Origin of the sequence: Tardiphaga sp. 619_E2_N8_4, assembly GCF_051810905.1 — a bacterium.
GTDB classification, from domain to species: domain Bacteria; phylum Pseudomonadota; class Alphaproteobacteria; order Rhizobiales; family Xanthobacteraceae; genus Tardiphaga; species Tardiphaga robiniae.
Genome location: NZ_JBPWQJ010000001.1, coordinates 3599730 through 3621570 on the forward strand (window position 1 = coordinate 3599730; position 21841 = coordinate 3621570).

At 62.2% G+C, this 21841-nt stretch carries 21 protein-coding genes; 12 read left to right on the forward strand and 9 right to left on the reverse strand.

Annotated features, from left to right (window positions below):
- The first annotated feature begins 155 nt into the window (after window positions 1-155).
- The 3 genes from AB8A23_RS17255 (at window position 156) to AB8A23_RS17265 (ending at window position 2601) form a co-directional block, all read left to right on the forward strand.
- Entirely contained in the window at window positions 156-1031 is an 876-nt protein-coding gene (locus tag AB8A23_RS17255; protein WP_439058805.1) for an alpha/beta fold hydrolase, read from the forward strand.
- Between the two features lie 70 nt (window positions 1032-1101).
- The gene (locus AB8A23_RS17260; RefSeq protein WP_439058803.1) at window positions 1102-1824 is read left to right on the forward strand and encodes a VWA domain-containing protein; all 723 of its coding nucleotides are present in this window, start codon (window positions 1102-1104) and stop codon (window positions 1822-1824) included.
- A gap of 51 nt (window positions 1825-1875) precedes the next feature.
- A complete protein-coding gene (locus AB8A23_RS17265) occupies window positions 1876-2601 on the forward strand; it encodes a DnaJ domain-containing protein (RefSeq protein WP_439058801.1) in 726 nt (241 codons plus the stop codon).
- Between the two features lie 217 nt (window positions 2602-2818).
- Here the strand turns inward: AB8A23_RS17265 and AB8A23_RS17270 are convergent, their stop codons facing one another.
- The gene (locus tag AB8A23_RS17270) at window positions 2819-4642 is read right to left on the reverse strand and encodes a serine hydrolase (RefSeq protein ID WP_439058799.1); all 1824 of its coding nucleotides are present in this window, start codon (window positions 4640-4642) and stop codon (window positions 2819-2821) included.
- Between the two features lie 398 nt (window positions 4643-5040).
- On the opposite strand from AB8A23_RS17270, the gene AB8A23_RS17275 reads away from it, so the two are divergent.
- The gene (locus tag AB8A23_RS17275) at window positions 5041-5376 is read left to right on the forward strand and encodes a phasin family protein (RefSeq protein WP_439058797.1); all 336 of its coding nucleotides are present in this window, start codon (window positions 5041-5043) and stop codon (window positions 5374-5376) included.
- A 71-nt stretch (window positions 5377-5447) separates the two neighbouring features.
- Here the strand turns inward: AB8A23_RS17275 and AB8A23_RS17280 are convergent, their stop codons facing one another.
- On the reverse strand, window positions 5448-6743 hold the full coding sequence (locus AB8A23_RS17280; protein WP_439058795.1) for a TadE/TadG family type IV pilus assembly protein: 1296 nt from the start codon (window positions 6741-6743) through the stop codon (window positions 5448-5450).
- A 601-nt stretch (window positions 6744-7344) separates the two neighbouring features.
- On the opposite strand from AB8A23_RS17280, the gene clpS reads away from it, so the two are divergent.
- Together clpS and clpA are read left to right on the forward strand one after the other, a co-directional pair.
- Window positions 7345-7677 carry an ATP-dependent Clp protease adapter ClpS gene (clpS, locus tag AB8A23_RS17285; RefSeq protein WP_068734422.1) on the forward strand — a complete coding sequence of 111 codons (333 nt, stop codon included), beginning with the start codon at window positions 7345-7347 and terminating at the stop codon, window positions 7675-7677.
- A gap of 252 nt (window positions 7678-7929) precedes the next feature.
- Window positions 7930-10329 carry an ATP-dependent Clp protease ATP-binding subunit ClpA gene (gene clpA, locus AB8A23_RS17290; RefSeq protein WP_089263729.1) on the forward strand — a complete coding sequence of 800 codons (2400 nt, stop codon included), beginning with the start codon at window positions 7930-7932 and terminating at the stop codon, window positions 10327-10329.
- Between the two features lie 213 nt (window positions 10330-10542).
- On the opposite strand, the gene AB8A23_RS17295 is transcribed toward clpA, so the two are convergent.
- Together AB8A23_RS17295 and AB8A23_RS17300 are read right to left on the reverse strand one after the other, a co-directional pair.
- Entirely contained in the window at window positions 10543-10893 is a 351-nt protein-coding gene (locus tag AB8A23_RS17295; RefSeq protein WP_068734400.1) for a PilZ domain-containing protein, read from the reverse strand.
- A gap of 134 nt (window positions 10894-11027) precedes the next feature.
- Window positions 11028-11963, reverse strand: coding sequence for a glycine/sarcosine/betaine reductase selenoprotein B family protein (locus tag AB8A23_RS17300; RefSeq protein WP_175368449.1), 936 nt, complete (start codon window positions 11961-11963; stop codon window positions 11028-11030).
- Window positions 11964-12053: 90 nt separating this feature from the next.
- Between AB8A23_RS17300 and AB8A23_RS17305 the strand changes: the two genes are divergently transcribed.
- The 5 genes from AB8A23_RS17305 to tsaA all read left to right on the forward strand — a co-directional run bounded on the left by AB8A23_RS17305 (window position 12054) and on the right by tsaA (window position 15776).
- Complete coding sequence (locus tag AB8A23_RS17305; RefSeq protein WP_439058792.1) at window positions 12054-13025, forward strand: transglycosylase SLT domain-containing protein; 972 nt, start codon at window positions 12054-12056, stop codon at window positions 13023-13025.
- Between the two features lie 91 nt (window positions 13026-13116).
- Entirely contained in the window at window positions 13117-13851 is a 735-nt protein-coding gene (locus tag AB8A23_RS17310; protein WP_315842666.1) for an AzlC family ABC transporter permease, read from the forward strand.
- A complete protein-coding gene (locus tag AB8A23_RS17315) occupies window positions 13848-14192 on the forward strand; it encodes an AzlD domain-containing protein (protein WP_120292013.1) in 345 nt (114 codons plus the stop codon). The genes AB8A23_RS17310 and AB8A23_RS17315 overlap by 4 nt, the downstream gene beginning before the upstream one ends.
- A gap of 90 nt (window positions 14193-14282) precedes the next feature.
- Window positions 14283-15269, forward strand: a complete 987-nt coding sequence (locus AB8A23_RS17320; protein ID WP_439058790.1) for a Bug family tripartite tricarboxylate transporter substrate binding protein — start codon at window positions 14283-14285, stop codon at window positions 15267-15269.
- Window positions 15270-15284: 15 nt separating this feature from the next.
- Window positions 15285-15776, forward strand: coding sequence for a tRNA (N6-threonylcarbamoyladenosine(37)-N6)-methyltransferase TrmO (tsaA, locus tag AB8A23_RS17325; protein WP_092144388.1), 492 nt, complete (start codon window positions 15285-15287; stop codon window positions 15774-15776).
- Window positions 15777-16003: 227 nt separating this feature from the next.
- Here tsaA and AB8A23_RS17330 read toward each other — a convergent pair whose 3' ends face one another.
- From AB8A23_RS17330 to AB8A23_RS17345, 4 genes are all read right to left on the reverse strand, one after another.
- Complete coding sequence (locus tag AB8A23_RS17330; protein ID WP_089263737.1) at window positions 16004-16432, reverse strand: HIT family protein; 429 nt, start codon at window positions 16430-16432, stop codon at window positions 16004-16006.
- 71 nt (window positions 16433-16503) lie between these two features.
- Complete coding sequence (locus AB8A23_RS17335) at window positions 16504-17739, reverse strand: GNAT family N-acetyltransferase (protein ID WP_439058788.1); 1236 nt, start codon at window positions 17737-17739, stop codon at window positions 16504-16506.
- Between the two features lie 102 nt (window positions 17740-17841).
- The gene (locus AB8A23_RS17340; protein WP_439058786.1) at window positions 17842-18588 is read right to left on the reverse strand and encodes a glycerophosphodiester phosphodiesterase; all 747 of its coding nucleotides are present in this window, start codon (window positions 18586-18588) and stop codon (window positions 17842-17844) included.
- 78 nt (window positions 18589-18666) lie between these two features.
- Window positions 18667-19134, reverse strand: coding sequence for a RidA family protein (locus tag AB8A23_RS17345; protein WP_439058784.1), 468 nt, complete (start codon window positions 19132-19134; stop codon window positions 18667-18669).
- 251 nt (window positions 19135-19385) lie between these two features.
- On the opposite strand from AB8A23_RS17345, the gene AB8A23_RS17350 reads away from it, so the two are divergent.
- Complete coding sequence (locus tag AB8A23_RS17350; RefSeq protein WP_439058782.1) at window positions 19386-20261, forward strand: cell envelope integrity EipB family protein; 876 nt, start codon at window positions 19386-19388, stop codon at window positions 20259-20261.
- Between the two features lie 170 nt (window positions 20262-20431).
- Here the strand turns inward: AB8A23_RS17350 and AB8A23_RS17355 are convergent, their stop codons facing one another.
- Entirely contained in the window at window positions 20432-21811 is a 1380-nt protein-coding gene (locus AB8A23_RS17355) for a malonyl-CoA decarboxylase (RefSeq protein ID WP_093761301.1), read from the reverse strand.
- Window positions 21812-21841: the final 30 nt, after the last annotated feature.

The window sequence follows — 21841 nt, forward strand, 5'->3', positions numbered from 1 at the left end:
GCGCACAATAACATGGCTCGGAATTCACAATATTTAGCCTTTCTGTCACCGGGCTGTGACATATATGCTGTTGAAGCAGCCGCTTGAGGCCATTCCGGCCCATAAGTGCTGTAGCCGGCTGAGACCTATCTCTAGCTGGCCGATCAGGGACGAACATGAAACGCGGACTTCTCATTCTGCTTTCGGTTTGCGTGCTGACCACCGCCGCGTACTTCACCGCGTCGAAGTGGGCTATTCGGCATGAGACGCTGACGTTCTTCGACGCGTCGCGTAATCGTCCTGTGCAGGTCGACATCGCCGTTCGCCGCGACAAGGAAATGCAGGCCAATGCCGGCATGATCACTCTGCCTGTTGCGGTTCTCAATCACGGTAACACCGTCAAGTTCACCGAATACTCGTTCCTGGCAAACGTGTTTGCGGCGCGCGGCTATATGGCCGTCAGCATCCAGCACGATCTCGATACCGACGATCCGCTCGTGACCAAGGTCGGCGAGCTCTATGTCGGCCGTCTGCCGGTCTATGAGCGCGGCGTTCAGAACATCAAATATGCGGTGAAGGAGCTGAAGAAGATTCAGCCGAACTCCGACTACGATCATCTGACGCTGGTCGGTCATTCCAACGGCGGCGACATCTCGATGTTCTACGCCAAGGAATTCCCTGATGACGTCAAGAAGGTCGTGACGCTGGATAACCTGCGCGTGCCGTTCATGACCGATGGCAAATTCAAGATCCTGTCGTTCCGTTCGCACGATACGGTGTTCAAGCCGGATCCCGGTGTCGTGCCGGATGACGAGATCTGCGAGAAGGCCGGTATCACGGTCGTCAACACCGGCGCGCAGCACACCGACATGAGCGATCGCGGTCCGGAAACCCTGAAGACCAAAATTCAGGGGCTGCTCGACAAGTTCCTAGACGACGACAGCAAGCTGTCGCCGGTCACCGGCAAGCCAAAGATCATCGAGCAGCCTGCGCAGCAGAGCAGTGCGACTGACCCGAACAAGGTCGCGCAGTATACGCCGAGCGTGAACTGAGTTCTGCGCTGCGCGGTTGACCGCGCGGCCTATGCTCGCCACATGAAGCTTGCACCAAACGCGAGTTGTCATGGCCAGCGATCCCACGATCCCCAAATCGAAAACCGATGCGCTGGCGCAGCCGTCGGCATCGGCCGACATCGCAGCATTTGTAGCGAAGGCGAAAGCCATGGCGCCGCATGCAGCGGGCGGGCGCGGGCGGCTGGTGTTTGCACTCGATGCCACCATGAGCCGGCAGCCGACCTGGGATATGGCCTGCACGCTGCAGGCCGATATGTTTCGCGAAGCCGCATCGATCGGCAGTCTCGATATCCGTCTCGTCTATTTCCGTGGTCTCAGCGAGTGCCGCGCGACCGGCTGGATTTCGGACACCGCGCAACTGGCGCGGCTGATGGGTAAGATCGCTTGCCAGGGCGGTCAGACCCAGATCGGCAAGGTGCTGTCGGAGACACGGCGCGAGGCGGTGGCCTCAGGCGTGCGTGCATTGGTGTTCGTGGGCGACGCCATGGAGGAGTCCGTTGACGAGCTCTGTGCACGAGCCGGCGAGCTCGGCCTGCTGAAAGTACCGGTCTTCATGTTCCAGGAAGGGCAAGACCCCGCGGCCGAACAGGCGTTTCGCGAGATTGCCCGGCTGACCGGTGGCGCCTGGTGCCGGTTCGATCCGGGAGCCGCTGCGCAGCTCCGCGAACTGCTGCGTGCGGTAGCCGCCTATGCCGCTGGCGGACGTGAGGCGCTGACGCGGCTGGCGTCGTCGGCGCCGGATGCGGCAAAGCTGCTCGGCCAGATGCGATAAACGGTCCGCAAAACCGTTTCGCGGATCGCGGCAACCGACTATCTATCCCTCATGCCTACTTTGATCGCCGGCGCGCTCGCCGTCTTCGTGCTCTACATGCTGCTGCAGATGTTCCGCTCGGCCAACCCGGCGCTGCTGGCGCGCGGCATCAAGCTGGCCGGCGGTGTGCTGGCGCTGGCCGTAGCGGCCTTCACCGGGATCAAGGGCGAACTGGCGGTGGCGATCCCGCTCGGAATCTTCGGGGCGGGCCTCTTGGGCTGGGCGCCGTTCGGCACCGCGGGCTTCAGCAGTATCGGCGGCATGTTTGGGGGCGGGACCAAATCGTCCGGCCAGACCTCACAGGTCCGCTCGGCGTTTCTCGACATGACCCTCGATCATGACAGCGGCCAGCTCAGCGGACGGATCGTCGCCGGCCCCTATGCCGGGCAGTCGCTCGATGCATTCGACCTGCCGCAACTGGCGGCGATGATGGCCGGCTTCGACGCGGAGAGCGTGGCGCTACTTGAAAGTTATCTTGACCGCCGGTTTCCCGCCTGGCGTCAGAACGCGCAGGGCGATACGGCAGGGCGGCACGACCGCCCGGCGTCGAGCAGTAAAATGACGGAAGAGGAGGCTTATCAGATCCTTGGCGTGAAGCCGGGTGCGACCCGCGACGAGATCAGCCGCGCGCACCGATCCCTCATGAAGAAACTGCATCCCGACCAGGGGGGCTCGACGTACCTGGCGGCCCGAGTCAACGAGGCCAAGGACACTCTGCTTCGCACGCATCGCAGCTAACTCCAGCACGCTTTTACGCTACAACTGCGAGCAGCTTCCGTTTCTCTGAGAACGCCCCATCGCCCGCCGTTGTCCGGCATGGTCGATCAATCCCCGTCTGTATTTTGTACTGGCTAAGTCTTGACGAGAAGTTGTCACCACGGGGATTTATGGTGACCAAAAGCAAAATGGCCGGGACAATGTCCCGGCCATTTGCGTATCCGACGGTATCAGTCGATCAGTTCTTGATGGTGATGCAGGAAATCTCGGAACGCTTCAGCGTCTTGCAGACAGCTTCGGCTTTTTCGCGGTCAAGGCCGGCGAAGCGGGCACGGTAGAGTTTCCTGTCGCCCTTGCCGACGACGGCTTCAGTGAACGGGTCGGCCTTGCCGAGCAGGCCACGGGCCTGTTCACGCGCGGCGTCGAGGCGGGTGCGTGCCTCGCTCTCGCTCTCCAGTGCACCGACCTGGATGATCCAACCGGTGTGGATCGCTGCGGGTTTGATGGCGCCGCCCTGTTGTACCGTCTGCGGAGCGGGAGCCTGAGGGGCTGGCACGTTACGCGGGGCAGGGTCGGCATAGGCCATCTGGGTGCCGCTCTGAGCGGCGCCAGAGGCTGGAAGAACACCGAGAAGCCCATTGCCGGTCCCGAAGCCCGCCGGCTGACGCGGCATCTCCGAGCGGGCATAGAGCGAATTGGTGGTCTCGGGCGAGCGGGCGGTGGGCTCAGAGCGCGCCGTGATGGCATTGGTGGCGGCGGGAGGGGCGGGTTGCTCGCCGCCGGCGGAGGCCAGCTTGTACTGACCGGACTTGACCTGAACGGTACGGACCCGAACCGGCTTCATCGGCTCTGACGAGCCTGGAATGGTCGAGATGGGCTCGGACTGGATGACGCCGCTGTTGAGCGGGCCGGGCTCGGGCTTGCGGGGCTGTGGCATCGGCGCTGCCGGGGGCAGCGCTGCGGTGGCGGCGGCGAAGACCGACGGGCGCGCCGCTGGCGTAGCGACACGAGCCGGCGGTTCGGAGACCGGTTCAGCGACGACCGGCGTTGCAGCAGCCACCTGAATGGCGCCGTTGACCTGTTTGGTGTCGGTCGGACGCGCCTGGGCCTCGGCTTCGGCGACCTCGGTCGCGGATTCGGACGGATTGCGCTCGGTGATCGCGGCCACGGTGCGGCGGGTGGCACCCTTGTCCAGGTTCTCGGCGAGCAGGTTGCGCATCGCGGCGTCACGGGCGCCGCCGCTGCGGCCGCCGAGTACGACGCCGACCAGATGGCGGTTGCCGCGCTTCATCGAAGAGACGAGGTTGAAGCCGGAGGCGCGGGTGTAACCGGTCTTGATGCCGTCGACGCCTTCGACACTGCCGATCAGGCGGTTGTGGTTGCGGATGTTGCGGCCGCGATAGTTGAAAGAGGCGGTGGCAAAGTAGCGGTAGTAGCGCGGGAAGCGATCCTGGATGGCGCGGCCGAGCACCGACTGGTCGCGTGCCGTGGTTACCTGCGCATCGTCAGGGAGGCCGGAGGCATTGCGATACACCGTGCGGCTCATGCCGAGCGCGCGCGCCTTCTTGGTCATCAGCTTGGCGAAATCGTCTTCGTCGCCGGCAATGGCCTCGGCGATCACAACGGCGGCGTCGTTGGCGGAGCGGGTCACCAAGGCCTTGATCGCGTCCTCGACGCGCAACGTCTGACCGGGGCGCAGGCCCAGTTTGGTCGGAGCCTGCACGGAGGCGTGCTGCGAGACGTCCATTTCGCTGTCCAGCGTGAGCTTGCCGGATTCCAGCTTCTCGAACAGCATGTACAGCGTCATGATCTTGGTCAGCGACGCCGGATGCCTCGAACCGTCGGGATTGTTGGACGAGAGAACCGCACCGGAATTGCCATCGACGATGATCGAGGAGAAAGCGGGATTGTAACTGGAGACGCGCGCGACGTGGCTTCGCGATTTATGTCGCCGGCGGGCATCCGCACTGTCAGTCGTAAAGATGACCGCGATGCTGAGAGTTGCCAGTCCAAGAGCGCACACCCGCAAGGTGCGCGACGAAGCAAACGTTGTGCGAAGCATGGACTTCCCCGTCAGATCAGTCTCATTCCCCGGATCGTGAGGCTAAATTATGCCCAACAACCGGAGATGTGTCTCAGTTTTAAGCGTCAGCCTGAGCGGTTCTCTCGGCGGGATGGCAGAAGCATACGCGGCCATTCTGGCTAAGAGTATGTACTCATGCAGTTTTTGGGCTTTTGGGCCCCAACGCACCAATGCAAGAAATCAGGGTAGGTCCGGCGAGTTTCCAAAAGGTTAAGCAACCCTTGCCAACCACCCGTGCATTTATCGCCAATGGTAAAAATTGTGCATCGCACAGGATTCTTGACGTCATTGTGCACCGCACGATAGATGGGCGGGTCAGATCAGACCGGGGTCCACCCGGCCGCGGCTGACCCGTCCAATCCGGGAAAGGATTTGCAGTGATCAAGGTCGAAGACATCCAGCAGTACGGCAAGGAGCAGTTCGAGAGTGCAGTCGCATCGGCGGCCACGCTTCAGAACGGTGCACAGGCTATCGCTGTCGCGGTTGGCGACTACACCAAGAAGTCGTTTGAGGACGGCAATGCCTTCGTGACCAAACTGTCCGGCGTGCAGTCGCTTGACAAGGTGCTCGAAGTGCAGACCGAATACGCCAAGTCGGCCTATGAATCCTTCGTCGCTGAATCGCACAAGATCAGCGAACTCTATGTCGATCTCGCCAAGCAGGCCTACAAGCCGTTCGAAGGCTTCGTCGCCAAAATGAACCCGGCGCGCTGACGCGACACGGTTTTCAAATCAAAACGCCCGGCCTGATGGCCGGGCGTTTTTGTTTGAAGGCGCGCTCGGTCTTACTTGGCGACGCGGAGCTTGTTCAGCGAGTTGCCGATCGCTGTGAACGCTGCGGCGATGCCGGCGTTGGTGCTTGTAGGAAAGAAATTACCGGCATCGGCACAGGATTTCAGAACTGCGGATTCCGGGTCGCCGCCGGTGTTGACCTGGATGGTGTAGACAACGATTGCCTGATTATTGCTGTCAGGCTTCTTGATGTTGGCACACAGTAATTTCTGTCGATCGTCAACCTGTGTCGACCAATTACTGCCGTCACCATACCATCGGTCCTTGGTATTCATGCCGTCCGACAAGATGATAAGTGCATCTGTGTATTTGTAGTTCGAATCCTTGACCGGTGCCGGAAATGGATCGCTACCGATCTGCAAGGTGCGCCAGGCCCATGCCATGCCGATAGCCTGGTTGGTGCCGCCGTTGGCGGTTAAGTCGGTGATCTTCTTCTTGAGCGTATCAGCGTTGCTAACATTGTTGGTCGAACCATAGACCGACGTCATCCCCAGAATGGCTGCGGGGCATGCATCGTACTGGTAGGCCGGATAGCGTGCCGTGCCCGACGGGGCTTCGTTGGTGGTGTCGTAAGGCTGATCGCGGTCAGTGACGCAGCCATTCCAGGCGTTCTTGTTGGAGCTCGCGTTCCAGGTTTTGTTAGCCGCTTGGCACTCGGCTTTGGTATCGTAGTACGAACTGCTGCAGGATCCATATTCGTCCCATTTGAGCCAGGTCGCGTTCTTGTTCGACGCGCCGACATTGACCATCTGCGCAAACGGAATGATCGAGACATAGGTGTCCTCGGTCATGCGCGAGTTGGCGCTCAGTGTATCGATGAGGCCCGTTGCTGCGTCCTGCATCGCCTTCAATTTTCCGGTCCCCATACCCATCGACCCGGTGACGTCGAGCGCCATGGCAACGCGCATGCGCGTCGAGCCCCAGGTCGTGGTCGAGCCGCTGCTAATCCCCATTTGCGGGAAACCGACCATCTTCATGAAATCGGTTGCAACAGCACCCGTGCCGTTGACCGTGACGGTGGAGCCATTCTTGGTATTGGTCGTGTAGCTCGCTGTCACCGTGATCTGGCCGGCATTCGTATTGGTGTACAGCGCGTTGAAATAGGCGGTCGCCTTCGAGGTGACATCGGCTGCCGACATGGTCGGATTGGCGGACAGGTCCTTCGAGACCATCAAGGCTGCAGAGTCGAGCGCGACTTGCATCGCCGAGCGGGCGGCGTTGGTCCGGGAGTAGTCGACGGCGGCGCCCACGAAGCCGAGCAGGGGCACCAGAGCGACGGCGAAGGTCATTGCGATATTGCCGCCGTCGTGGCGTGCAAATCGGGATGCGAGGCGCTTTGCCTGGCTAGACACGGACTGAATAAACATTGTCACCGCCAATGGTAGGTTTCTGGCGGTCATGTCGGCGGCTGCGGCTAAACAGGTGGTAAAGGTGTCCTCAGAAAATCGGTAAAAGGCCAACTATTGGCGTGCCGCTGCGTCAGCGCCCGGTATTATCGTGAACGACGGTTAAATGGCTCGTTTGCTTATCCGGTCAAATCGAGCACGATCGGTTAACCCTGACCGAACCGGGGGCCGTCAGGCGGGGTGCGCGGCGAGCCATTCAAGGTGCTTGCAGTGCGCTTGCGAGAACGGCCATAGGAACCCATATTGGCTCCATCGGTCCTGTAACGGACAGCGTCGCACCCATGCGGCGACCCGGGGCGCCTCTGTGCCCGAGGCGTCCGGCAGCACGTCGTGGCTGGGGACGCTGTCAATTCGGGGCTGGCCAATATCGGCTAGGGACTTTTATACAGGCGCTATGTTCCAGAAACCTTCGAAATTCATGCCTGACGGCATCCTGATGCCTGTGGCCGGCGCCCTCGACGATCGCCGCCGGCGGCCGCGTGGCATGGCAGAGGACGACAACCGGTCCAATGCGCCCGGTGGGCCGGCCACCTCGGTCATCACCAAGGTCAAACCCAAGACCAAGCGTCCCAACCTGTATCGCGTGCTGATCCTCAACGACGATTACACGCCGATGGAATTCGTCGTCCACGTGCTAGAAAAGTTCTTCCAGAAGGACGCCGAGGCGGCGACGCAGATCATGCTCCACGTTCATCATCACGGGATTGGGGAATGCGGCGTTTTCACCTATGAGATCGCCGAAACCAAAGTGACGCAGGTGATGGATTTTGCGCGCAAGCACCAGCACCCTTTGCAATGCGTGATGGAAAAGAAGTAGCCTCGCGTGAATTCCCGGAAACTGGGAACGGGTCTTGCATTGAACTGATGTGAGTCGAACGCGGTCGTTCGGCTGCGTCAACAGCGCATGTGACAATGCGCTGGAATGAACAGACGTGCTCTGCGGACGCGTCACAACAAGCAGCGGGAACCAGCCTTTCACCACGATCAGACATCACTATATGTGAGAAAGGTTCTTGTTGCCTGACCCGGCAACGACGATCATGATGGTGGGGGCCAACGAGGACGCGGAATGCCAACTTTTTCTCAAAGCCTTGAACAATCGCTGCATCGGGCGCTCTCGATTGCGAACGAGCGGCACCACCAATATGCGACGCTGGAGCATCTCCTGCTGTCGCTGGTGGATGACAGCGACGCCGCGGCGGTGATGCGGGCGTGCAGCGTCGATCTCGACAAGCTGCGCGGCAGTCTGGTCAATTATCTCGAAACCGAATTCGAAAACCTGGTGACGGATGGCGCAGATGACGCCAAGCCGACCGCCGGTTTCCAGCGCGTGATCCAGCGCGCCGTCATTCATGTGCAGTCGTCGGGTCGCGAAGAAGTGACCGGCGCCAATGTGCTGATCGCGATCTTCGCCGAGCGCGAAAGCCATGCCGCGTATTTCCTGCAGGAGCAGGACATGACGCGCTATGATGCAGTGAATTACATCAGCCACGGCATTGCCAAACGGCCGGGCGTTTCCGAGGCGCGGCCGGTGCGCGGCGTTGACGAGGAGACCGAGACCAAGAACGGCGACGACGCCAAGAAGAAGGGCGAGGCGCTCGACACCTATTGCGTCAACCTCAACAAGAAGGCGCGTGACGGCAAGATCGATCCGGTGATCGGGCGTACGGCCGAGATCAACCGTGCGATCCAGGTTCTGTGCCGCCGTCAGAAGAACAATCCGCTGTTCGTCGGCGAAGCCGGCGTCGGCAAGACGGCGATCGCCGAAGGTCTGGCCAAGCGCATCGTGGACAGCGACGTGCCGGAAGTGTTGTCGGCGGCCACCGTGTTCTCGCTGGACATGGGCACGCTGCTGGCCGGGACGCGCTATCGCGGTGACTTCGAAGAACGCCTGAAGCAGGTGCTCAAGGAACTCGAAGCGCATCCGAATGCGATCCTGTTCATCGACGAAATCCACACGGTGATCGGCGCCGGCGCCACCTCGGGCGGCGCGATGGATGCCTCGAATCTGCTCAAGCCCGCGCTGGCTTCGGGGGCGATCCGTTGCATGGGCTCGACCACCTACAAGGAATATCGCCAGCACTTCGAGAAGGACCGCGCATTGGTGCGCCGCTTCCAGAAGATCGACGTCAACGAACCTACCGTTGAAGATGCGATCTCGATCCTGAAGGGCCTCAAGCCGTATTTCGAGGATTACCACAAGCTCAAATACACCAATGAGGCCATCGAGGCTGCGGTGCAGCTGTCGTCGCGCTACATCCACGACCGCAAGCTGCCGGACAAAGCGATCGACGTGATCGACGAGTCGGGTGCGGCGCAGATGCTGGTGGCCGAGAGCAAGCGCAAGAAGACAATCGGCATCAAGGAAATCGAGACCACGATCGCGACCATGGCGCGGATCCCGCCCAAGAGCGTGTCGAAGGACGATGCCGAGGTGCTGCGGCACCTTGAGTCGACTTTGAAGCGCGTGGTGTTCGGGCAGGACAAGGCGATCGAAGCCTTGGCGGCATCGATCAAGCTGGCGCGTGCCGGCTTGCGCGAGCCGGAGAAGCCCATTGGCAGCTACCTGTTCTCGGGCCCCACCGGCGTCGGCAAGACCGAAGTGGCGAAGCAGCTGGCGTCGTCGCTGGGTGTCGAGCTGATCCGGTTCGACATGTCCGAATATATGGAGCGGCACACCGTGTCGCGCCTGATCGGCGCGCCTCCCGGCTATGTCGGCTTCGACCAGGGTGGTTTGCTCACCGATGGCGTCGACCAGCATCCGCATTGCGTGGTGCTGCTCGACGAAATCGAGAAGGCGCATCCGGATCTGTACAACGTGCTGCTGCAGGTGATGGATCACGGCCGGCTGACCGACCATAACGGCAAGCAGGTCTCGTTCCGCAACGTGATCCTGATCATGACGACCAATGCCGGCGCTGCCGACATGGCGCGTGCGGCCTTCGGCTTCACCCGCGGCAAGCGGGAAGGCGAGGATCAGGAGGCGATCAACCGGCAGTTCGCGCCGGAATTCCGCAACCGCCTCGATGCGGTCGTGTCCTTCGCACATCTGAATTCGGATGTGATCGGCATGGTGGTGGAGAAGTTCGTGCTGCAGCTGGAAGCCCAGCTTGCAGATCGCGACGTCACCATCGAACTGTCCGATCCCGCCAAGGCCTGGCTGATCCAGCACGGCTATGACGAGCAGATGGGTGCGCGCCCGATGGGTCGCGTGATCCAGGAGCACATCAAGAAGCCGCTGGCCGACGAACTGCTGTTCGGCAAGCTCAAGAATGGCGGCCATGTCCGCGTCATCCTGAAGAAGGACGAGGCGGTGCTCGGTGTCGAGCAGGAAAGCATCGGCTTCGAATTCGTCGATGGTCCCGTGACGCCGAAGCCGGAGAAGCTGCCGGCGAAGCGCGGCGCGGCGAAGAAGCCGAAGTCGGGCAAGGGCTCGGGTTCGGCCAAGGGACCGCTGGAGAAGGCGTAAGCCATCGGGCGATTGAACAAATGAAAACGGCCGGTGAGAGATCACCGGCCGTTTTTGTTTTGGGGGATACGCTCTCTGTCCTCATGGTGAGGAGGCGCCTCTTCGGCGCCGTCTCGAACCATGAATGCATATGCACCCATCCTTCGAGACGCGCGCAAGCGCGCTCCTCAGGATGAGGGCTGAGTTTGCGGTTTTGTTATTTGGCCAAACGCCTTACTGACCCAGCAGTTTCTGAATCTGCTTTTGCAATTCGCGCTTTTTCTTCTCGCTCTTGCGCAGGCGCTCTTCGATGTCGGAGCTTTCCTTGCTCTCCACCGGCGGATCGGTGAAGGCGACGCCGACGATGTTGTCGCGCCACCAGACGATCCTGGCGAGGAACGAACGGCCCTTTCGCGCGATGTTGAGCGTCAGCTCATCCTTTGGCAGTCGAGCGCCGCTGCCAAATTCGATGCGGGCGCCATCCTCGGAAATGTCGCGCACGACACATTCCTTGGCCTTCTGGTCCTTGGACGCGACGGCACCGTAGATCACCTTGTCTCTGACGTTCTTGCGCCGCTCGTCCATGTCCTGAGGCCCCCTGAGGTTACAGGCGGGGACTGTACGCAGTTCCATCCGGCGGGGAAGGCTCTCGCGCGGATTGAACGGATTTAACGTAAACCAAAGTTAAGGGCGATCGCCGAAAGACGGGGTGATCGGCCTCAGGCCGTCGTTTCGCGCAGTCCCCGGGCAATGTCTTTCTGCTTGTCGAATTCGGCCCGGCGGCGCGCCAGTTCCTCGGCGCTGAGCAGAGCGACATTGTTGTAGTCGCGCTTCCAGACGGCATCCCTGGCCCAGCGCTGCGGCGACTGCAGGGTGGTCTGCGGACCCACGGCGGATTCCAGCAGGCGCAGGGCCAATTCCAGGGTTTGCGCCTGCGAGGCCTTGTCATGCGGCTTGCCGGCGGAATTGCCTAGGGGGAAGTCGCTGAACAGAAAACGGGGCACGGCAGCGTGTTCGACAATGTCCTTGGCGCAGCCCGTTACCACGGTGGCAATGCCATTGGCCTCCAGCTCGCGGGCGACGAGACTGATGGTCTGGTGGCAGACCGGGCAATTCGGCACCAGGACGGCGACATCGACACCATCGGCTTTGGCGCGCTTGACGATCTCCGGCGCGTCGGTCTCAAGGGTCACGCGATGGCTGCGATTGGTCGGTGCGCCATAGAACCGCGGCGCGACACTGCCGATGCGGCCGGATGCGGCGAGTTCACGCAGCGCGGGCAGTGGAAACCAGGTGCCGCTGTCGTCCGCCCTCGTGTGCACGCGATCATAGGCGATGTGCGAGATGCGCAGGTCATGATCGACCGACGTATCGCCGTCATAGACCTGATAGAACTTGGCGCCGCCGTTATAGAGCGCGCCTGGACCCTGATCGCCCTTGGCGGGATCGAAGGGGGCTGCGGTGGTGACGATGGCGACGCGTGACTGCGCCAGCGGCTTCTTCAGCGGCTGGAACGGCGCGTCGACGTGATGGGCCCAGCGATAGGGAACGTCGTAGCCGATCGCCTGATAATAGGCGCGGGTGCGGGCCATATACTGGATCGGAACATCGTCGTCGCTGGCAAAGCCGGATGTATCGTCGCGCGCCTCGGCCATTGTTTGCACTCCCGCTTTTGCCGTCTTTCATTCATAGCTAGCTGCTGGGGTCCCGCTGTCAAGGCGCGGGGAATCCGCGCGGGATCAGGCATGGCGTTCGGAAGCATCATCGGCCGGATAATTTGCCTCGCGGCGCTGTTGCTTGCGCCGGTCGCGGGCGTGCGCGCCGAAGAGCTCCCGGTCAGCGAACTGGCGAAGCCCGGCGCGGACCGGATGATGCCAATGACGACTCCGGAGAAGCCCAATCTGGCTCGGGACAGCGGCGCCCGCGAGTCGATGTGTCTGATGATCGAGTCCGCTGCGCGGGCCAACGACCTGCCGCTGGAGTTCTTCGCCCGCGTGATCTGGCAGGAGAGCCGGTTTCAGCCCGATGCCGTCGGTCCCGTGACGCGCAATGGCCAGCGCGCGCAGGGCATCGCGCAATTCATGCCGGGCACGGCCAATGAGCGGCGTCTGCTCGATCCGTTCGATCCGGTGCAGGCGCTGCCGAAATCGGCAGAGTTTCTCAGCGAGCTGCGCAACCAGTTCGGCAATCTCGGCCTCGCGGCTGCGGCCTATAATGCAGGACCGCGCCGTGTGCAGGACTGGCTCGACGGCAAGGGATACATGCCCGGCGAGACCCGCAACTACGTCTCCGCGATCACCGGCGCGACGGTCGAGGACTGGCAGGCTGCGGGCCGCAACGGCAAGACGCCGCCGCGTGCCGCGACGTCGAACTGCCGCGAGCTGATGGCACTGCTGCAGCGCGCGCCCAATCCCTTCGTTACGCAATTGGAAGCGCGCGTGAAGCTCGGCGAAGCACGGCCATGGGGTGTGCAACTGGCGGCAGGCTTCAATCGTGATCGTGCTTTGATGTCCTATGCACGCGTGATGCTGCGCTTGCGCACGGTGGTCGGCGAACGCGATCCCAACCTGCTGAGTTCGCTGTTCCGAAGCCGTGGTACGCGAACCTTCTATCAGGTGCGGATCGGGACCGACACGCGTGACGAGGCCAACGATCTCTGCGGCAAAATCCGCCGGGCCGGGCAGGGCTGTCTGGTGCTGCGCAACGGCAGAGCGTGACTGCTGGCACCCCATGCATTGGCGCCTCTTGACGCCGGCGGCTTTCGGCAGCCTATGACAGGCCGGATCAACCAAGAAGAAACAAACCCACGTGTCACTTCCTGCACTGGATTCACCGAGATGGCAGGGCAGTGCGGCGGCCTTCCTTTACGGCATGCGGTCGATCACTACGACCATCCTGACGCTGGTACTGTTCGCGACCTATATCGGCATCGGTGCGCTGGCCCATGACACGCATTTCAGCCTGTTCTGGGCGCTGGCGAGCACATTGTTCGTCTGGGCCGGCCCCGCACAGATTATTCTTCTCGTCGCACTCGGCTCCGGCGCCACAGTGATCCAGGCGGCGCTCGCGGTCACCGTGAGCGCGATCCGTCTGTTTCCCATGGTGGTGTCGGTGCTGCCGATGCTGCGCATGCCGGAGACCAAAAAGCGGCAACTGATCTTGCCGTCGCATTTCATCGCCGTGACGCTGTGGGTGGAATGCTTCCGGCTGATGCCGCTGGTCCCGCGCGAGCGGCGCATCGCCTTCGTCAACGGCCTCGGCCTCGGACTTGTGTTGTCGTCGCTGACCGCGACCTTCATCGGCTATCATCTCGCGGCCAATCTGCCGCCGCTGTTCGGCGCGGCGATCCTGTTGCTGACGCCGCTGGCATTTCTGCTGTCGACGGCGCGCAACTGCAAGCAGCTCGCCGATGTCGTGGCGCTCGTGCTCGGTCTCGCGCTGTTTCCTGTCGTGTCGCTCTTCAACACCGGCGTCGATATTCTGATCTCCGGCGTCTCGGCCGGGACGATCGCCTATGGCGTGCATCGCTGGAGGCGGCGGTGAGCGACTTCATCGGCGACTGGCATGCGTTGCTCGTACTGCTGCTGGCGGGTTTCCTGCCCAATGAAGTCTGGCGCATGCTCGGCCTGTGGCTCGGCGGCGGCGTCGACGAAGAGTCCGAGATCCTGATCTGGGTGAGGGCGGTGGCCACCGCGATCCTCGCCGGTGTCATTGCGCAAATTCTTGTCGTGCCGCCCGGCGCGCTGGCGAGTATTCCGCCGCCGTTGCGCTATGGCGCGGTGGCTGTCGGCCTCGTCGTCTTCGTTGCTTTCAGGCGCTCGATCTTTCTCGGCGTCGCATGCGGCGAGCTGGTGATGGTCACCGGCAAATACATCCTCGGTTGATAGACGACAGCGTCAGGCTGTATCGGCCTTGTATGACTGCGTGAACGCGATAGTCTCCGCTCAACTTAAAAATAGGGGTCGGGAGCCGATATGAGATTGCGCGCAAGTTCTGCCTTGATAACCGGCATCGTTATCGCTGCGCTGGGTTTTGCCGCGCCGCTCGCCCGTGCGGCGGAATATCCGACGCGCACGATCAAGCTCGTGGTGCCCTATGCAGCCGGCGGGCCGACCGACGTGCTCGCGCGTCTCGTGGCGGATTATCTCGGCCGCGACCTCAAGCAAACGACGATCGTCGAGAACAAGCCGGGCGCGCAGGGTGCCATCGCCGCCGAAATGGTGACGCGTGCAGAGCCCGATGGCTACACGCTGTTTGTCACTGCTGCGTCCATCATGGTGCTCAATCCGCTGCTCTACAAAAAGCTGTCCTACGATCCGCAGAAGGATCTGCGGATGCTGACGGTGGTGACCGATCTGCCCGTCGTGATGGAAGTGCATCCGTCCGTGCCGGCCAAGACGGTGAAGGAGTTCGTGGCTTACGCGAAGGCCAATCCCGGCAAGCTGAATTTCGGATCGGCCGGCACCGGCGGCACGATTCACCTGGCGGGCGAGATGTTCAAGCAGATCGCCGGCGTCGAGATGACCCATGTGCCCTACAAGGGTGCGGGGCCGGCGCTGACCGATCTCCTCTCCGGCAATATCCAGGTGATGTTCGATACGCTCTCAACGGCGCTGCCGCCGGTGAAGGCCGGGTTGCTGCGGCCGCTCGGTGTCAGCTCGAAAGAACGTAGCCCTGATCTGCCTGACGTGCCGACCGTCATCGAGAGCGGATATCCGGATTATCAGGTCGGCGTCTGGTTCGGTCTGGCGGGATCGTCGAAACTGCCGGATGATGTCGTGAAGACCGTGATGGCCAGCATGGACCGCGCCTTGAACGACAATACGTTCCGCGCATCGCTAGAAAAGATCGGCTTCCCCGTACTGCGACCGAAGAGCGTCAAGGAGATCAACGAATTCGTTGACGAAGACCGGGCCCGGTGGTCGAAGGTGATCAAGGCGCAGAATATCTCGCTGGATTGATCAGAATGGTGGGCAATGGTTCGTGAAAGTGAAATCCGCGCCGGCGAACTCGCCGTCGATGCACCGAAGCCGAACCATGCGGGCCTGGTCTATATCGGGCGCATCCGCACGCCCTGGACGTCGCGGCTGGAAACGCCGCGGCAGGGCCGCCATGACGGCCCGGTGTGCCGGCTAGAGATCTTCGAGCCATGGGTGCCGGGGCTGAAGGACCTCGACCTCTACAAGCATCTCGAAGTGATCTACTGGCTGCATCTGTCACGCCGCGACCTCGTGCTGCAGAGTCCGAAAAACGACGGCAATGCGCGCGGTATCTTCTCGTTGCGCACACCGGTGCGGCCCAATCCGCTCGGCACATCCATGGTGAAGCTGGTGGGGATCGAGGGATCGACCGTGCTGGTGCGCGGGCTCGATTGCCTCGACGAGACGCCGCTGCTGGATGTGAAGCCCGACCGCTGCGAGTTCACACCGCTGGCCCCGCCGCAGCCGGGCGACTTTCAGACGGAGTAGGGGACTTAACCTCTCCCCGCTCTTTGCGGGGAGAGGTCGCCGCGTCTTCGCGGCGGGTGAGGGGCTGTGCACGACGTTGACGCGAGTAAACGCTCTCGGGTCGGTAATTTGAAGCCGCAGGCAGCGATCCGATAGATCACTATTGCGATTGGCTGTGTGCCTTGCCCCTCACCCCACCCCTCTCCCCGCGCAGAGCGGGGAGAGGGAGCGCACGGCCGGTGCGTAGCCTACAGCGCCGCCAGTGCCGCGATCAGTTTCGTCGCGTTGTCTTCCAGCACCTTCGGGTCTTCCTTGCGTGATGCCGGCGGCAGCAGGCCGACATTGTCGTGGCGCGGCATCACATGCATGTGCAGGTGAAACACCACCTGGCCGCCGGCCGCTTCCGAATATTGCGCGACGGTCATGCCGTCGGCCTTGAAGGCCTGTTTGCAGGCAGCGGCGATCTTGTGGGCGGCGCGGATCACATGGGCGTAGTCGTCAGGCGTGATGTCGAAGATGTTGCGCGCGGGCGCCTTGGGGATCACCAGCGTATGGCCGGGGGAGCGCGGCATGATGTCGAGGAACGCCAGCACGTGGTCGTTCTCATAGACCTTGTAGCAGGGGAATTCGCCGCGCAGGATCTTGGCGAAGATGTTGTTCGGGTCATACGCGGTCATGGAATCCTCCGGAGAATTTCGGCGCAAGTTTGGGCGACTGTCGCCGCCAGAGGGGAGCCGGTCAAGACGGCTTAATCCTGCTCGTCGCCCTTCCTGAACGGGCCGGCCTCGGTCAATTCGCGGACGGCCTCCGCGACATATTCGCGCTCGCGCTGAAGATATTCACCGACGGCCTGACGCAGTCCGCGATCGGCGATGTAATGCGCCGAATAGGTGGTTTGCGGCAGATAGCCCCGTGCGATCTTGTGTTCGCCTTGCGCGCCGGCCTCGACGGTCTTCAACCCGCGGCGGATCGCGAAGTCGATGGCCTGATAGTAGCAGACCTCGAAATGCAGAAACGGGTGATGCTCGATGGCGCCCCAGTGGCGGCCGAACAGCGTGTCCGAACCAATGAAATTGATGGCGCCGGCGATCCACTTGCCATCGCGCCTGGCCATGATCAGCGCGACATCGTTGCTCATGCTCTCGGCGATCAGCGCATAAAACTCGCGTGTCAGATAGGGGCGTCCCCATTTGCGCGAGCCGGTCTCCATATAGAAGGCGAAGAACGCGTCCCACGCATCCTCGGTGATGTCGCCGCCGGTGAGGGGGTGAATGGTGATGCCATTGGCCAGCGCATCGCGGCGCTCGCGCTTGATCGCCTTACGATGGCGCGAATTCAGCGTTGCCAGGAAATCGTCAAAGGTGGCGTAGCCGTCATTGCGGAAATGAAACTGCTGGTCGGTGCGCTGCAGGAAGCCGCGCGCGGCGAGAAATTGCCATTCGCTTTCGCGCGCGAAAGTGACATGGACGGACGATGCATCGGTGGCCTCGCAGAGACCGACGAGGCCGCCGGCCAGCGCCGCGCCGACGCGTTCCACATCGACGCCGTCGCGGATCAGCAGGCGCGGGCCGGTGGCGGGCGTGAACGGAACCGAGGCCTGCAGCTTCGGGTAATATTGCCCGCCGGCGCGCTCATAGGCATCGGCCCAGCCGCGGTCGAAAACGTATTCGCCCTGCGAGTGCGACTTCAGATAGCAGGGCACGACACCGACGATGCGGCCCTCGCTCTTGGCGATCAGATGTCGCGGTCCCCAGCCGGTGCGGGCGCAGGCCGAGTTCGATTTTTCGACAGCCGTGAAAAAGGCGTGGGACACGAACGGGTTGTAAGTGGGCTTCGAGGCGCAACCATTGGCCGCCGGGGCCAGCGTATCGAGGCTCTCAATGCCACCGAGATCGGCATGGCCGGTGGCACAGGCATCCCAGTCCGTGGCCGGAATCTGGCTGATGGACGCCACTGCTTCGAGCGTAATTTCCGATGACGTCATCAATCACTTGAACCGGTCATATGCGATCAACCGTCGCGGTGACCGCTCCTAAGATTGTGCATCGCGCCGGACAGTTCAAGTCCCGGCCGCAACGCCTTCAGGTTACGGCACGAAGCCTTCGAACGTCATCTGGTCGGCATAGCGGGCGGTGATGGCGCGCTGTTCCGGCGTGCGCACGGTCCAGGTCAGGAGCGCGCAGCCGAACAGGTTGCGCGCGATCCAGGGCGCTGGGGCCGGCAGTTCCTTGACCCAATAGGAGACGAAATGCGGGCGGGTGCGGAAGGCGTGGCGGAGATGGCGCATGCCGTCGCGCTGGGCCTGCGTCAGCGTCAGCCATTCGCCGTCGTCATAGGTGCGCTGGGCGGTGATACCGCGCGGGATCTCGGGGGCGATTTCGCGCATCGCAAGAACCTGATCGGGATCGAACGACATCCAGGCAATCGGTCCGCGATAGGTTTTGAGAATCTCGGCGACGCGGGTGACCAGTTTGCGGTCGCCGTCGAAATGGCTCTTGATCTCGATCACGAGCCCGACGCGGCCATCGATCAGAGCGAGCAGATCGCCGAGCGTCATCATGCGCTCCGGCGTGTCCTTGAAGGCAATTTTCTTGAGTTCGGTGGAGGTCTTCGCGCGCAAGGGGCCGGAGCCCTCGGTCAGGCGGCCGAGTTCATCGTCATGATGCACCATCGCCTCGCCGTCGGCGGTGAGCTGCACATCGGTCTCGATGCTGAAATTGCCTGATATGGCGGCGTGCATGGCGCCGGGCATGTTCTCGACAATGCCGCGGGCAGGGTCGTGCAGGCCACGATGCGCGACCGGCCGGGCGATGAGCCAGTCAGGTGCGCGCATCGGGATTGTCCTGCATCAGAGCGTTTTCAAGCGAAGTGGATACCGGTTCGCGTGAAGAAAACGCGTCAAAACGAAAAGCTAGATGACTTCAAACACCGCGTCGACCTCGACCGCGCAATCGGCGGGGAGCGCAGCGACGCCGACAGCGGCGCGGGAGTGACGGCCCTTGTCGCCGAAGGCTGCGACCATCAGATCCGAGGCGCCGTTGATGACGGTCGGTGCGTCGATGAAATCCGGCGTCGAATTGACGAAGCCGCCGAGGCGGACGACGCGTGCAACCTTGTCGAGATCGCCGAGGGCAGCCTTGACCTGAGCGAGCAGGTTGATCGCGCAAACGCGGGCGGCATTGACGCCCTGTTCGATGGTCACGCTGGCGCCGAGCTTGCCCTTGGCGATCAGCTGGCCGTTCGCGTCCTTGCAGATCTGACCGGAGACGAACAGCAGATTGCCCGTGCGGACGAAGCCGACATAATTCGCCACGGGGCTGATGGGCTCGTGAAGCTTGACCCCCAGATCCGCAAGTTTCTGCTCGACAGTGCCTGCCATTATGATTCCCCAAATGATTGATGAAGTGCCCGAACAAAACTCCCCAAAGGGTTCAGGCACCGTCTGTTTCACCCATACCGCGTCGCCGCGCAAGTGACGATCCGGCGACGCCGGGCCGCCCCGCAATAGTGCGGTTCTGGCAAGATTTGCTGCAGAATGTGGCATTTGCGCAGTGCGAATCCGGCGCGGCCGTAGTTGCGACGCAATAGGACGCTCTCTATTGTTGTAGTTCCAGAATCTAGGGAAAACCCATGCGCCGCATTTCCTCCGTTTCGCGATTCCAGGCTGCCTCGCTGGCACTGACCATAGCGGCCTTTGCGGCGCCGGTGTCGGCATTCGCGGCTCCGCCTGCTGCGGGCACGCCGTTCGTGGCGCATCAGGCGCTGTATGAGCTGAAGCTGTTGAAGTCGCGCGGCAATGCCAGCGTCAACAGCGCCAGCGGCCGCATCCTCTATAACTTTACCGGCAGCGCCTGCGAAGGCTACACGTCGGATTTCCGTCAGGTCTCGGAGCTCAACAGCGGCGAGGACAAGACCACGCTGAGCGATCTGCGCTCCACCAGCTGGGAAGCCGGCGACGGCAAGAGTTATCGGTTCAAGATCGACACCCGCATGAATGATGGCGATGCCAGCGCCGTTGACGGCATGGCGGAGCGGGAGGGCGATCACGTCACCGTCAAGCTGAAGCAGCCGGTGGCGAAGACCTTCACGCTGGAGGGCTCCACCGTATTTCCGACCGAGCAGATCCACCGCATCATCGCCGCCGCACGCGAAGGCAAGTCGGTGCTGGAACTGAATGTCTATGACGGGTCGGATACAGGCGAGAAAGTCTACAGCACGCTCACGGTGATCGGGCAGGCGATCCCGGGGGATCGCAAGGTCAACGAGCCCGATCCCTCGACCGGCGATGACGGCATGAAGAAGCTGACGCGCTGGCCGGTCACCGTCAGCTATTACGACAAGTCAGCCAAATCGTCCGACGGCGGTGAGCAGACCCCGGTCTATGCGATGTCGTTCGAGCTCTATGAGAACGGCGTCTCGCGGTCGCTGATGCTGGACTATAATGACTTCGTCATCGGCGGCGCCATGAGCAAGTTCAATGTGAAGGACAGCAAGCCTTGTAAGTGAGGGATGCCCCTCGCCCCGCTTGCGGGGAGAGGGTGGCGCGGACGAAGTCCGCGACGGGTGAGGGGGACTCTCCGAGAGCTGAGCAGGTGGAGAGTCCCCCTCACCCGACTTCCACGCGCTTCGCGCGTTTCAGTCGACCTCTCCCCGCAAGCGGGGAGAGGTGAAGTTCGTCACTCCGCCCGCGACAACCGCATGCTGTCCAGCAAACGCAGGCCACCGCCGCTTTCACTCTTCAGCAGCTTCTTCACCGCGCTCGATGCCGCGATCTCGTAATGGTCGGCATAGGCTTCGTGGTTCTTCTCGATATCGTCGAGACGATACAGATAGTTCACCATCAGACTGGCGGACTCGCGCAGGCCCTTGGCTGAGGTGTCGCCGAGCCAGTCGATGCGCTCGAGCCGTGCGCCATTGCCGAGATGGAAGCGGGCAACGGAATCGATCGGGCCGCCGCGTGGGCTCTTGGCTCTCAGGAAGTAATGCGCGGCGAGCTGCTCCATCACCGGTTTGAGCTGCGCCGTCAGTGCCGTGTCGTTGACCCATAGCGGATCGGCGAGCATGTCGACCAGCGCTTGATCCTCATTGGACAGGTTGAGGTCATCGGCCTTCTTGAGCCACTTCATGAAACCCGGCACCGGCGACAGTGTCACGAACGTATCGAGCTTCGGCAATTCGCGGCGCAGTTCCTCGACCACCTGCTTGATCAGGAAGTTGCCGAACGAAATGCCGCCGAGACCGCGTTGGCAGTTGGAGATCGAATAGAACACCGCGGTGCGCGCGCGCTCGATCGGCACCGGCTGGCGATCGACGGCGAGCAGCGGCGCGATGGCGCCCGGAATGGTTTCGGTGAGGGCGACCTCGACGAAGATCAGCGGTTCATCGACAAGGGCAGGGTGGAAGAACGCGTAGCAGCGGCGATCGACGGGATCGATGCGGCGGCGCAGATCGTCCCAGTCGTGGATCTCATGCACCGCTTCATATTTGATGACTTTTTCGAGCACATTGGCGGGCGTGGACCAGTCGATCTTGCGCAGCACCAGAAATCCCCTGTTGAACCACGATGCCAAGAGATGAACGACGTCGCGATCGACGGCGTTGAGGTCTTTGTTACCATTCTTCAGATCGAGAAGATCTTCACGCATCTTCACGAGTTCGCTCGTCGCGTTCGGCGCGCGGTTCAGCCGGCGAAACAGTTCCTGCCGCTGCGGTTCGGATGCGAAATGCAATTCGCCGGAGACGTCGCCGGTCGGCTTGGCACGCCATGCTTCGATGGCCTTCTCAAGCTTGTCACGATCGGGACCGTAATTCTGTGCGAGGTTTTCGAAGAAGGTGAGGCGACCGGCCTCGTCGAGACTCTTGTAGCGATCGAGCACGCCGCGCGCGAGGACCGTGCCGGACGCTTCGCCGCGTCCTGACAACAGCTCCGTACAGAGTTCGATCAAGTCCGATGCGTTCTGTTTGGGATCGACAGATGCGGGACCGAGCCGCAGCAGAGTGCGTCCGCGTTCCGAGATGGATGCGAGGAGATCGGAGAAGAAGGAGTCATTGCTCATGGTGAATCAATTCCCGGGCTGGCAGTCCAA

What these genes read in the sequence shown, in the direction of transcription:
- AB8A23_RS17305 (WP_439058792.1), top strand. Translation starts at nt 12,054, where the DNA reads ATGGCGTTCGGAAGCATCATCGGCCGGATAATTTGCCTCGCGGCGCTG.
- AB8A23_RS17340 (WP_439058786.1), bottom strand. Translation starts at nt 18,588, where the DNA reads ATGCGCGCACCTGACTGGCTCATCGCCCGGCCGGTCGCGCATCGTGGC.
- AB8A23_RS17355 (WP_093761301.1), bottom strand. Translation starts at nt 21,811, where the DNA reads ATGAGCAATGACTCCTTCTTCTCCGATCTCCTCGCATCCATCTCGGAA.
- AB8A23_RS17330 (WP_089263737.1), bottom strand. Translation starts at nt 16,432, where the DNA reads ATGACCGCGTATGACCCGAACAACATCTTCGCCAAGATCCTGCGCGGC.
- AB8A23_RS17350 (WP_439058782.1), top strand. Translation starts at nt 19,386, where the DNA reads ATGCGCCGCATTTCCTCCGTTTCGCGATTCCAGGCTGCCTCGCTGGCA.
- AB8A23_RS17295 (WP_068734400.1), bottom strand. Translation starts at nt 10,893, where the DNA reads ATGGACGAGCGGCGCAAGAACGTCAGAGACAAGGTGATCTACGGTGCC.
- AB8A23_RS17260 (WP_439058803.1), top strand. Translation starts at nt 1,102, where the DNA reads ATGGCCAGCGATCCCACGATCCCCAAATCGAAAACCGATGCGCTGGCG.
- AB8A23_RS17270 (WP_439058799.1), bottom strand. Translation starts at nt 4,642, where the DNA reads ATGCTTCGCACAACGTTTGCTTCGTCGCGCACCTTGCGGGTGTGCGCT.
- clpS (WP_068734422.1), top strand. Translation starts at nt 7,345, where the DNA reads ATGGCAGAGGACGACAACCGGTCCAATGCGCCCGGTGGGCCGGCCACC.
- AB8A23_RS17255 (WP_439058805.1), top strand. Translation starts at nt 156, where the DNA reads ATGAAACGCGGACTTCTCATTCTGCTTTCGGTTTGCGTGCTGACCACC.
- AB8A23_RS17335 (WP_439058788.1), bottom strand. Translation starts at nt 17,739, where the DNA reads ATGACGTCATCGGAAATTACGCTCGAAGCAGTGGCGTCCATCAGCCAG.
- AB8A23_RS17300 (WP_175368449.1), bottom strand. Translation starts at nt 11,963, where the DNA reads ATGGCCGAGGCGCGCGACGATACATCCGGCTTTGCCAGCGACGACGAT.
- AB8A23_RS17265 (WP_439058801.1), top strand. Translation starts at nt 1,876, where the DNA reads ATGCCTACTTTGATCGCCGGCGCGCTCGCCGTCTTCGTGCTCTACATG.
- AB8A23_RS17345 (WP_439058784.1), bottom strand. Translation starts at nt 19,134, where the DNA reads ATGGCAGGCACTGTCGAGCAGAAACTTGCGGATCTGGGGGTCAAGCTT.
- clpA (WP_089263729.1), top strand. Translation starts at nt 7,930, where the DNA reads ATGCCAACTTTTTCTCAAAGCCTTGAACAATCGCTGCATCGGGCGCTC.
- AB8A23_RS17320 (WP_439058790.1), top strand. Translation starts at nt 14,283, where the DNA reads ATGAGATTGCGCGCAAGTTCTGCCTTGATAACCGGCATCGTTATCGCT.
- tsaA (WP_092144388.1), top strand. Translation starts at nt 15,285, where the DNA reads ATGGTTCGTGAAAGTGAAATCCGCGCCGGCGAACTCGCCGTCGATGCA.
- AB8A23_RS17280 (WP_439058795.1), bottom strand. Translation starts at nt 6,743, where the DNA reads ATGACCTTCGCCGTCGCTCTGGTGCCCCTGCTCGGCTTCGTGGGCGCC.